Annotated in this window: 7 protein-coding genes and 1 pseudogene; 3 read left to right on the forward strand and 5 right to left on the reverse strand. The window is 68.0% G+C overall.

Translation table 11 applies throughout. From position 1 onward, the window contains the following. Positions 1 to 139 precede the first annotated feature (139 nt). Both LK533_RS17380 and LK533_RS17385 read left to right on the forward strand, forming a co-directional pair. Positions 140 to 2620: a TonB-dependent receptor gene (locus LK533_RS17380; protein WP_229364339.1), complete on the forward strand. Its 2481-nt coding sequence runs from the start codon at positions 140 to 142 to the stop codon at positions 2618 to 2620. Between the two features lie 136 nt (positions 2621 to 2756). Continuing rightward, the gene (locus LK533_RS17385) at positions 2757 to 3164 is read left to right on the forward strand and encodes a YbaN family protein (protein ID WP_229364340.1); all 408 of its coding nucleotides are present in this window, start codon (positions 2757 to 2759) and stop codon (positions 3162 to 3164) included. A gap of 3 nt (positions 3165 to 3167) precedes the next feature. On the opposite strand, the gene LK533_RS17390 is transcribed toward LK533_RS17385, so the two are convergent. Together LK533_RS17390 and LK533_RS17395 are read right to left on the reverse strand one after the other, a co-directional pair. Next, complete coding sequence (locus LK533_RS17390) at positions 3168 to 4784, reverse strand: M28 family peptidase (protein WP_420705885.1); 1617 nt, start codon at positions 4782 to 4784, stop codon at positions 3168 to 3170. 79 nt (positions 4785 to 4863) lie between these two features. Next, positions 4864 to 6180, reverse strand: coding sequence for a lipopolysaccharide biosynthesis protein (locus LK533_RS17395; protein WP_267495511.1), 1317 nt, complete (start codon positions 6178 to 6180; stop codon positions 4864 to 4866). Between the two features lie 68 nt (positions 6181 to 6248). Between LK533_RS17395 and asnB the strand changes: the two genes are divergently transcribed. Then, positions 6249 to 8180 carry an asparagine synthase (glutamine-hydrolyzing) gene (gene asnB, locus LK533_RS17400; RefSeq protein ID WP_267495512.1) on the forward strand — a complete coding sequence of 644 codons (1932 nt, stop codon included), beginning with the start codon at positions 6249 to 6251 and terminating at the stop codon, positions 8178 to 8180. A 474-nt stretch (positions 8181 to 8654) separates the two neighbouring features. On the opposite strand, the gene LK533_RS17405 is transcribed toward asnB, so the two are convergent. The 3 genes and pseudogenes from LK533_RS17405 to LK533_RS17415 form a co-directional block, all read right to left on the reverse strand. Beyond that, complete coding sequence (locus LK533_RS17405; RefSeq protein ID WP_229364343.1) at positions 8655 to 9863, reverse strand: replication initiator protein A; 1209 nt, start codon at positions 9861 to 9863, stop codon at positions 8655 to 8657. A 100-nt stretch (positions 9864 to 9963) separates the two neighbouring features. Beyond that, entirely contained in the window at positions 9964 to 11010 is a 1047-nt protein-coding gene (locus tag LK533_RS17410) for a ParB/RepB/Spo0J family partition protein (RefSeq protein ID WP_229364344.1), read from the reverse strand. A 53-nt stretch (positions 11011 to 11063) separates the two neighbouring features. Beyond that, positions 11064 to 11402 (reverse strand): annotated as a pseudogene (locus LK533_RS17415) (chromosome partitioning protein); the annotation flags it as partial.

The following is an 11402-nucleotide window of genomic DNA, read 5'->3' on the forward strand; positions in this document are numbered from 1 at the left end:
AAGCAGCAGTGGATCGCCGTCGTAACTTGCACCTATCGCGGGTCTTCTCGCAATCCATTATAGCGCTTCTCGGGCCTTCGGAGCCCGATCTTCGAGCCGAGCCACAAGAGCCGGCCGAACCATGGTGAGGGGAGAGAAGATGCTTTCCACGTCTACCCGTCAACTGCTGCGCGGTGTTGCCGCAGGCGCGCTGCTGGCCAGCCATCCCGCTTTTGCCCAGACCGAAACCGATGCGGCCCAGGCCGCCGACAGCGCGCAACGCGCCGAGCCGGACGAAGGCCTGGTCGACACCAGCCAACCGCGTGGCGAGGAAATCATCGTGGTCGGCACCGCGGGCGGCGGCACCAGGCGCCAGGACGCGGCCTTTGCCGTAACGGCGCTCTCCAATGACGCGATTGAGCGCGCGGCGCCCAACAGCACCGCCGACGTGCTGCGCGCGGTGCCCGGCGTGATGTCGGAAAGCTCGGGCGGCCAGAACGGCGCCAACATCTTTGTGCGCGGCTACCCGTCGGGTGGTGACGCGCAGTTCGTCACCTTCCAATATGCCGGCGCGCCGATCTTTGCGCCCCCTACCCTGTCGTTCCTGGAAAACTCGCAGCTGATCCGGCTCGACGAGACGGTGCAGCGGATCGAGGCGGTGCGCGGCGGCACGGGCTCGCTGTTCTCGCTCGGCCAGCCCGGCCTGACGGTCAACGTGGTGCCGCGGATCGGCGGCAGCGAGTTTCACGGGCTCGCGAAGCTGTCCTACACCGATTATGACGAGGTCCGGGGCGATGCCTGGGTCTCGGGTCCGCTGGCCGAGGACACCGGCTTCATGATCGGCGGCTATTATGCGCGTGGCAACGGCCTGCGCGATCCCGGCTTCCGCGCTGAAAAGGGTGGGCAGATCACTGCCAACATCCACCACGACTTCGCGGGCAAAGGTTCGGTGGAGGTCTATGCCCGCTATCTGAACGATCATGGCGCCTGGCTGCTTCCGATCCCGATCGTATCGGACAGCGACGGCGACATTCAAGCCTATCCGGGGTTCGACGCCGGCACCGGCACGCTGATGGGGCCGGACACGCGGGTCACCACCAATGTCGTCGGCCGCACGCTCGACCTCGCTCAGGGGCGCGGGGCAAAGGTCATCAACACCGGCATCAACTTCGACTATGAACTGGCCGAGGGACTGCGCGTCCGCGAGCGGACCAGCTATCTGGGCGGCAATGCCGATACGCTGGGGCTGGTACCGGTAGAAGCGCCGGTGGCGGCATCCGCCATGGCGGTGACGCTGGGCGGCGCAGGGTCGACGGTGAGCTCGCTCAGCTATGCGACCGCCGGCGGCGCGGTCGAGGGCGGTGCCGATGCGCGTGTGCTGCGCGCCGGCATCTGGGAAGTGCGCAAGAAGATCTCGTCCTTCGTATCCGACACGGCGTTCGAATGGTCGGCCGGCACGAACAAGCTGACCGGCGGCTTCTTCTACACCAGCTATAGCTCGCGCGACGTCTGGGCCCTCGGCAATGAGGTGCTGCTCTCGGCCGAACCCAATGCCCGCCGCCTGGACATGGTCCTGGACGGTGGTCGGGCGGCGACGCTCGACGGGTTCACCAGCGGCCCGGGCTTCCAGGTCCAGGCGAACTACGAAGGGCAGGACTATGCCTTTTACGCGGTCGACGAGCTGCAGCTGACCTCGCAGCTGCGGATCGACGGCGGCATTCGCTGGCAGCGCCACCTGGTGGACGCGGTGATCCGCACGCCCGCGGCCGGTGGAAATATCGACCTGGATGGCAATCCGCTGACCCTCTACGACGATTCGGTCACGGTGCTCGGCGACCCGCGCCCGATCCGCTATCGCGACGACGCCTGGTCGTGGACGGCGGGCGCCAATTACGACTTCACCGACCAGATCGGCGTGTTCGCCCGCTACAGCCGCGGCAACAGCTTTCCGCAATTCGACAATCTGCGGGAGGCATCGGACGCGGACATCGACAGCGGCAGCGGCCTGGCCGCGACGGCGGAGGTCGACACGTACGAGGGCGGCGTGAAGATCTCGACCGGGATCGCCAACCTCTATGCGACGGTCTTCCACAACAAGTTCGAGGGGCTGGCCACCACCACCCTGATCGACAATGTGCCGCTCGCCTCGAACGGCGGGGCCAAGGCGACCGGCGTGGAGCTGGAAGGTGCGCTGCGGCCAGCACCATGGTTCAGCATTACCGCAGCCGGCACCTATCTCGACGCGACCTATCGCGACTTCTTCACCAGCAACGGCACGATCGACAACACCGGCAACCGCGTGCAGCGCCAGCCCAAGTGGATGTGGCGGGTGACGCCGGCAATCGACGTCGATGTCGGCAGTCTGCGCCCGTCTGTTTTCGCGACGCTGCAGTACACCGGCGACCGCTTCTCCGATCCGGAGAACCAGCAGGTGCTGCCGCACTTCTACCAGCTCGACGCCGGCGTGTCGGTCGAAGTGGCACAGCGCATCCGGCTGCAAGTGACGGGCAACAACCTGACCGACGAGATCGGTCTGACTGAGGGCAACCCGCGCATCATCGGCGGCCAGGGCACCGGTGCTATCCTGGCACGGCCGATCCTGGGCCGCTCGTTCCGGTTCAGCGCCGCGTTCGAGTTCTAACCCGCGAATAACCGGCGCTGCCCCAACGGGGCGGCGCTTCCCCTTGCGAGCCGTTCGCGATAGTAGAACGGCGTGTCAGGGGCGCGGAACAGAGACGGCCGCAAGGGGCGCAGCAACGGCAACGCCGCGGCCGGTCGTGGCTGAGCCCGATCCCGCGGCGCGGGCTGCCCTGCTGCGGCAGGGCCGCACCGCGCGGCTCGCCTGGCTGGGTCTGGGGCTGGTGCTGGTCGCGATCGGCTTTGTCGGCGTCTTCGTGCCCTTGCTGCCGACCACCGATTTCCTGATCCTCGCCCTACCCTGCTTTGCGCGGTCCTCGCCGCGACTGGAGCTATGGTTGCTGCGTCACCCGCGCTTTGGCCCTGCGCTGGTGGCGTGGCGCGAACGCGGGGCGGTGCCGCGGCATGCCAAGCTTGCCTCGTGCGCGGGCATGGCGATCGGCTTCGCGCTGTTCTGCTGGGCGGTGCGGCCACAGCCGCTGGTCGCGCTTGGCGTGGCAGCGGTGCTCGCAGGCTGTGCCGCCTGGATCCTGCGCCGCCCGTCCTGAGCTTCAGCGCGCTGCCTGGCTTTCGCGCCGCACCGCCTGGAACTCGGAACCCGCATTCCAGCGCGGCCAGCGTGCGGAAATCGCGAGGCCGCGACCGACCTGGTAGGCAAGCGTCACGTCGGCGGCCGCGCCCCGCAGATCCCAATCCGCCCGCCATGCGTCGCATGCCTGATGGTAACAGACCATATAGCTTTTCAGCCATGCGTCGCCGGCGGGTCGGCCCCCCTGCACCAGGTCGGGCGCGCCGCTGATCGCCATGAACAGCAAGGTCGGTACACCGCGCTTGGCCAGCGAGAAATGGTCGGCGCGATAGAAAAGGCCGCGCTCCGGCAGCGCCTCGGGCGTGACCGTGCGACCCTGCACGCGGGCAGCGGCGGCAAGATCCTGCTCGAGCTCGTTCTGCCCCTGCCCCACCAGCATCACATCGCGTGCCGGTCCTGCCGTTTGAAGAATGTCTAGGGTGATGTTGGCGACGGTCTTTGCGGCCGGATAGACGGGCCTCGCAGCATAGGCCTCGGAGCCAAGCAGGCCGCGCTCCTCGGCGGTCCACACGCCGAACACGACCGAGCGCCGGGGCGCGGGCGCAGCCTTGAACGCACGGGCGATCTCCAGCAGGCCGGCGACGCCGAGTGCGTCGTCGTTGGCGCCGGGCCTGATCGTGCCGTCCGCCGCACGGCCATAGGCGTCCCAATGCGCGCCATACATCACCACTTCGTCCGGCCGCTCGGAGCCGGGAAGACGCGCGAGGAAATTCCGGCTCTCGATCCTGCTGGTCCGGACCGGAAGGTCGGTCGAGAAACGAGCGTCACCCAGTGCCACGGGGCGGAAATCGGCGCGACGGGCCTGGCGCCGCAGCGCCGGCAGATCCTGGCCGGCGCGCGCAAACAGCGTAGCCGCAGCCTCGCCGCTCAGCCAGCCCTGCAGGGGCACGCGTCCGGTGCTCCCGGCGATGTCGAAATTCTCGCCACGCGGGGCCGTCACCGTTTCCCAGCCATAGCCGGCACCTGCGGTGTCGTGCACGATCAGCGCGGCGACCGCGCCTCTGCGCGCCGCCTCCTCGAACTTGTAGGTCCAGCGGCCATAATAGGTCATGCGGCGGCCGCCGAACCTGCCCGCGACCGGCTCGCCTGCCGCAGCCTCGAAGTCCGGATCGTTGACCAGAAAGACGGCAACCTTGCCCTTCAGGTCCACGCCCTTGAAGTCGTCCCACCCGCGTTCCGGTGCGGAGACGCCATAGCCGACGAACACCATCGGTGCGTCGGGGATCCGCACCTGCGCCACCGGCTGCACGGTGCTGACATAGAGGTCGCGGCCCTGCACCAGCGGCATCGCGGTCCCGCTGCCAAAGGCCACGGCTGCCCTGCCCTCCCCCAGTTCGGTCCGGACCAGCGGCACCGGTTGCGTCCAGCTGCCGTTCGGGCCGCCGGGCTCCAGCCCCAGCGCCTTGAATCGGGCAATCAGCCAATCAATCGTCTGCGCCTCACCCGCGGATCCGGGCGCTCTTCCCTCGAACGCATCGGAGGCAAGTACCCGCACTGAGTCCGACAGGCGATCGGGCGAGATCGGCGCGTCGGAAGCGGTGGGGGCGACGGCAGCGGCTGCGGCCGCAAGCAGGATCAGTTTCACGCAGGGCAGCTCCTTGGAACCCAGAGGCTATGCGGCCGCACGCCTGCGTGCAACCAAGGGAAGCGCCCTCCGCTCACCCCGCCGGCCGGGACAGCTGCCGCGCAGCGACGATCATCAGCAGCGCGACCACCGCAGAGGCGATCGTTACCGCCATCGCAATGCCGGTCGCGCCATAGATCGGGGCCACCAGAATCGCCGTTGCCACCATTGCCGCCACGCCGGCGAGACGGATCGCAAACACCCGCCCCGCGCGCCGCATTGCGGTGAGCACCGTGTCCACGCCCGTTGCCGTCAGATCAAGGCAGCCGGCAAGGGCGAGCCACAGCAGCATCGTCCAGGCGTGGCGGAACTCTCGCCCGCCGACCAGGCTGAGCACGGGCTTTCCAGCCACCATCACCAGCAGCATGATCGCGCCCGCGGCGACAAGGCTGCCCAGGAACAGCCGCCGGATCAGCCGTGCCAATGCTTCGGGCGGGGCATCGCGCAGCGTCCGCACCACTTCAGGAAAGGCAGCGCGGGAGATGAGCTGGGAGAGCTTGCCCAGGCCTTGCGCGATCTGCGAGGCCAGGCGGAACACGCCTGCGGCCGCTGGCCCTGCCGTGGCGCCGACCAGCAGCAGCGGCAACTGCTTGCTCGACAGCCCCAGGGTCGCGCTGGCGTTGGTGCTCACGGCGAAGCGGACGATGCCAGGGTGCTCGTCCGGCAGGCCGCGGGAACCGCGCGCGCGCCACATCAGGCGCAGATCGCCCTGTCGGGCGACCAGGATCCAATAGACGGCGGCCGTGAGCACTTCGGCCACCCCCCAGGCGACCAGGAAGCCCTGCACCGTGGGATGGATCAGCCAGACCGCGATCGCACCCACGAACCGCGCCGCCGGGGTGACGCTGTCGGCCAGCGCCGACAGTGCGAACCTGTCGCGCAAACGCAGGATGCCGAGCGGAGTGGACCGTACGGTCAGGAGCTGCACGATCGAGAAGATCAGCGTCGCCCGCTCCAGGGTCGGGGCGATCCCCAGCGCCTCTGCCCAGATCGACAGGATCGCCCAGGCGAGCAAGGCGCCGACTAGCGCCCCTGCAAGGTCGAGCAGCGCGCAGCCGCGGAACAGGCGTCCGAGCGCGCCCCGGTCGCCCGCCGCATGGGGCGCGACGCCGTATTGGATGATGATCTGCCAGGTCTGGAACGCCACCAGCGTCGCAAGCGTCTGCGCCGCGCCGGTGATCAGCGCGAAGCGGCCGAACCCCTCCACCCCGAGCGCCCGCGTCGCGATGCCGAGATAGAACAGCGACAGCACCGCGAGCACGCCGCGACTGGCCAGCAACCATCCCAGGTTGCGCGCCGCCGCACGAAACAACCCGGCGGGTCGGGGAGAGGATGAAGAAGCGGCATCCATGGACGCCGGTGACCTAACGGCGAGGGCGCCGTCCGGCAATCGCCTTGTTGCCCCGAAGACCTACCCCTATGAACGCACAGCAGAAAAACACGCACGGGGGGACGTTCACCATTTGCGGAATTGCAGGACTTTGGAAACCCGGCGGCGCAGTCCCGGCGGAACTGGTGCGCGCGCAATGCGCCACCATCGTTCATCGCGGGCCGGATGACGAGGGCGTGTTTGCCGACGGCGACTTTGCGTTCGGCATGCGGCGCCTTGCGATCATCGACCTGGCCGGCGGTCAGCAGCCGGTGTTCTCCGCGGATGATCGATACGCCCTGATCTTCAACGGGGAGATCTACAATTACCGCCGCCTGCGCGACACGTTGCGGGCGGCGGGGCGGGTTTTTCAAAGCCACTCCGACACCGAAGTCATTCTCGCCGGATATGAGGCCTGGGGGGATGCGGTATGGGCGCGCCTGGACGGCATGTTCGCGGTCGCGCTGTGGGACCGGGCCGAGCGCACGCTGACGCTGGTACGCGATCCGACCGGCATCAAGCCGCTCTATTACTCGACTCAAACCGCAGGTTTTGCCTTTGGCTCCGAACTGCGGACGCTGACCGGCGTGCCCGACTTCCAGTTCACCACCGATCCCGCCGCGCTGCTCGACTATTTCCGGTTCGGCCATGTGCGCGGGCCTCATTCGATCCACTCGGAAGTGGCGACGGTGCCGCCGGGCCACCGCATGACCATCCGACGCGGCGTTGCCGAGGCACCCGAGCCCTTCTGGACGCCGCGGTATCGACCGGCCGCCACCCGCGACGAGGCGGACTGGGTCTCGAGCTTCCGCGACACCTGGCTTGCGACCGTGCAGGACCAGATGGTCGCGGACGTCGAGGTCGGCGCCTTCCTGTCGGGGGGCGTCGACTCCTCGGCGGTCGTGGCTGCGATGATGCGCGTCTCCGACCGGCCGGTGCGCACCTTTACCATCGGCTTCTCAGGCGCCCGCTATGATGAAAGCGGCCCGGCCGAGGCGATCGCCAAGGCGCTGGGCACACGCCACCAGACCCGCATGCTGGAACTGGCGCATGCGCGCGAGATCCTGCCCCAGGTCGCCGCCGCCTATGACGAGCCCTTCGCCGACCCGTCGATGGTCCCGACCTGGTACGTCAGCCAGGTCGCGGCCGAACAGGTAAAGGTCGTATTGTCCGGCGACGGCGGCGACGAGCTGTTCTTCGGCTACAAGCGGCATGCGACCGAGCGCACGATCGGCAATCTGCCGGCGCTGCTTCGCCATGGCGCGCGCGCGATTGGCGCGGTCCCTCCCCTGCCCTCGCGGCGGCTCAACGAAGTGCTGCAGCGCTGGACCAAGACTGCGGCGAGCGCCGGCCTCCCCAGCGGTATCGCGCGCTTCTTCGCCAAGACGCAGATTACCTCGCAGCCCTTGCGCAACCGCGTGTTCACGCCCGAGTTTCTGGCGCAGGCAAACGGCGGGCGGAACGAGATCGCGCAGCTGGTCGAGCGCTATTTCCCGGATCCGCGGGCCATTTCGACCGATACGCTGGAGCAGTTCGGCCTGGCCGACCTGGTGCTCAATCTGCCGGGTGCGATGCTGACCAAGGTCGACCGGGCGAGCATGGCGCATTCGCTGGAAGTGCGGGTACCGATGCTGGGGCAGCGCATGGTCGACCTCGCGCTGTCGATGCCCGCCGCGATGAAGCTTCGCGGCCGGACCGGCAAGCATGTGGTGCGCGAAGCGGTCGCGCCCTGGCTCCCGGCGGGCGTGTTCGACCGGCGCAAGCAGGGGTTCCAGATGCCGTTGCCCATGTGGTTTGCCGGGGACTTTGGACGCGATGCGGAGGGGCTGTGGCGGGACAGCGGCGCAAACCGTGACGGCTTGTGGAACACGGCCGAGGTGGAGCGTGTCTTCGCCGAGCATCGTGCAGGGCGCGCCGACCACAGCCGCTTCCTCTATGCGCTGGCGGTCTATTGCTTGTGGAAGAGCCGGCAGGCGCGATGATGGAGACAACTGCTGCCCCTTCCCTTCTCCTGACTCTCAAAGGAGAAAACTCTCCTGCGGGGTTAGAGGGGTTAAACCCTAGGTTAGACGGTTAGCCGCCCCGGAACTGTCGAAAGCCCATGGCTTTTCAGGCAGATGGGCGGTCGCCGCGTTCCTGAAGTGTCGGAGCATCGTTCCTGACGTGTCGAAGGTCCCGTTCCCGATGTGTCGGGGATGAGTTCCCGAAGGTCCGGGAAGCGTTCCCGATGTGCCGACGGTCTACTTTGACGGGCGATTGCGCGATGAAGTTTGAATCATTTCCAACACGCGCATCTCCAACAAGCTTCAAATCGGACGCGTCCCGTCGAGCGGCGGAACGATGGGGCGCGAGGGACCCGACACTTCGGGAACACAAAGCGCGAGAAGACGGGTCAGTGCCGGGTCCGCGAGAGAACGGCGTGGGGTGCCTGGCGCAGCAGGCCGACCCCCGCGAGATCAGCGGCCGAGTTCGTGGCGGTTCTTGGCGTCGTAGCGGCGGACGAAACCGATAAAGGCATTCTGGTAGCTGACCGGGGTCCGTGCGGGATCGGCATCGATCCAGGCGCGGAACTCGGCGTACAGCGTCTGATAATCCCAACCCGGACATTCGGCGCGCAGGGTCGCAAGCGTTGCGTCGGTGATCTCGCCGGCCGTGGCACGGGTAGCGAGGCTGGTGATCGAACGGCGGATCACCGCGGCGGCGTCCATCAGCTCTTCCGTCCGTGCCGCCGAGATTGGCAGGGAGGGCGGCGGCGCAGCAGCGGGGGCAGGGGAGGACGCTGCCGGTGCCTTGACGGCTTGGGGAAGTGGCGGCTTGTCGGCGCGCGCGTCGGGCCGACGGCACATGCGCAGCAGCGGCTCGCGCTTGTCGGCGGGCTGTTCCCACTGAAGGCTGTAGCCGGGCAGGGCATCGCGCTCGGCAATCTTGGCGAGCTCGAACTTGAAGCGGCGATACTGCCCTTCCGCCCCCGACTTCTCGAACAGGGTGGGAAGTGAAATCGCAAAGCCCTGATCGCCCGCCCCGCCTGCATGTTTGCGCGCGACTCGGTAGAGCCACCGCTCGCGCCCGCCGGTCAGGTCGAAATAGGCGCGGTCGATCGACAGCACGCCGCCGGTCATCATCACGCCTTCCCAGAACCAGTTCGACAGTTCGATCGTCATGCCGCGCGAGCGCTCGGTCTTTTCATCGACCAGCTGGGTCCAGCCATCGAGCCAGCTGAACGTCGCCTCCCGCCGGTTCTCGGCGCGGATATTGGTCTTGATGGTGGTGGCGACGAGCCGGTCGAGCGCCTGGCCGAGCAGCTCATAGGCGCGGCCGGTTGTAGGACGGCCGATTGCGCGCAACAGGTCGTAGGGCATCAGGTGCAGCTTGCGCGGCACATCGTTGACGCCGCGCCGGGCCATATCGGCAAGGACGCTTGCACAATAGATCAGGATGTCGGCGTCCCAGATCGTCGCCATGCCGTAGTCCGGGTTGGCCGAGACATGGACCCACAGCTTGCCGTCCGGCGAGCGGTAATCGATCGGCTTCGCGCGCTTGGATTTCGCCAGGCTGAAGAACGGCCGCTCCATCATCTCGCGCTGATCGCGCAGCGGCAGGTCGGCGACATAGGGCAGGAACAGGTCGAACTGTTCCGAGACGGCTTCGCGGGCAGCGCGGCTCATCGGCGCGGCCCGGTGTTTCCCCGGGGAAACAGATCGGAGCGGAGGGGAGAGGACGGTGAGGTGTTTCCCCGGGGAAACACGCCAGGCCCTCGTGGCCGCATCATCGCTGCAGCCCCCGACCTTCGCGTTCCAGCTGCGCCAGGGCTTCGCGCAGCGCTTCGACCAGCTGCTCGGTGTCGGCGCCCGACCCGGCGTGGAGGCGGATGGTCACGCCCTGCCGGTTGGCCGACTGGACGCTGAGGCCCGGGCGACCGTGCGGAGTGGTCCACACGAAAGGCTGGGCTGTCTCACGCAGTGCCTTGGGCGCGTCGAGCAGCCTGCGGGTTACCTCGGCAGCGGGGAAGGGGAGGTCGCCCGCCGCACGCCGAGCAGCCTGTTGCTTGGCGAGCTGTCCGGCCACAGCGACGATCGCCTTTGCCTGCGTCCTGTCGTCGAGTGCCTGGGCGAGCGCATAGCCCGGCTTCAGCGCGACATCCGCCGGAGAGGCAAAGGCGGCAATCACCGCGTCCGGCAGCGCCGCGACCCGCAGCATCTTCGACAGCCAGCCCTTCGACACTTTCAGCCGCTCGGCCATGCGGGTCAGGTGATTGCCATAATGGGTCTTGAGCGCCTCGGCATAGTTGCGCGCGCGCTCCAGGTCCGACACGTCCTTGCGCGCGCGGTTCTCCAGGTCGGCGAGGCGGAAGGCGGCCTCGTCGTCCAGGTTCGCGACCTGGGCCACGAACTGCAGCTCCGGATAGGAGTGGGCGCGCAACCACGAGATCGACCAGTGCCGGCGGGTGCCGGCGATCACCTCATAGTCGTGATCCGGATCGCCCTCGATCCGGCGGACCACCGCCGGCACCTTCTGCCCACCCTCGGCAATCAGCGAGTCGATCAGCTCGCGGCAATTCTCTTCCGACAGATGCGCATAGGCGCGCGCATTGCCCGGCCAGATGCGTACACGTGCGGGGTCGAGCAGCAGCTGGGTGACCTGGCGCACCTCGCCGCTGGCCACGCGGGCAAGGGCGGATTCGCGGCCGAGCAGCGTCGTGCCACGGGCGCGCTCGCTACGCGGACGCTCCTCCGCCGCTGGCGGGGTGGCAGGCGCCTCGGCCGGCTCGTCCGCCAGCAACGATGCCAGATACTCCGACTGCTTACGCGCCACGACTCACCTCCCGGTGTGAACGTAAGCAGAACAAGTCCAACATATCCAGTCCCTCATGCCGCGGCATGGATCACATCCTCTTCCGCCGCCGGCGCGACGCGCCCCCACCCTTGGCGCACCAGCTGCTCGATCTGGGCAAGCGCCTCATCGAGATTGGCCTTGCAGCGCTTGTGCGTCTTGGGGGTGCCAATCGGCTTGTCGAGTTCGAAGACCGTCATCATCCGCATCGCGGCATGGCTGATCTCGGCCGAATCGAGGATGGGCACCGGCAGCAACGCCGGGCCGAAGCTCTGCTCCATGATCGCGCGCACCATCGCATGGCTGGGATCGTTGCCGTCGAACTTGGAGCAGATCAGCCGGACGAAGCTGTAGTCGACGTCGATCCCCGCTTC

This window comes from Sphingomonas sp. PL-96 (assembly GCF_020707215.1).
Classification (GTDB): Bacteria; Pseudomonadota; Alphaproteobacteria; order Sphingomonadales; family Sphingomonadaceae; genus Sphingomonas.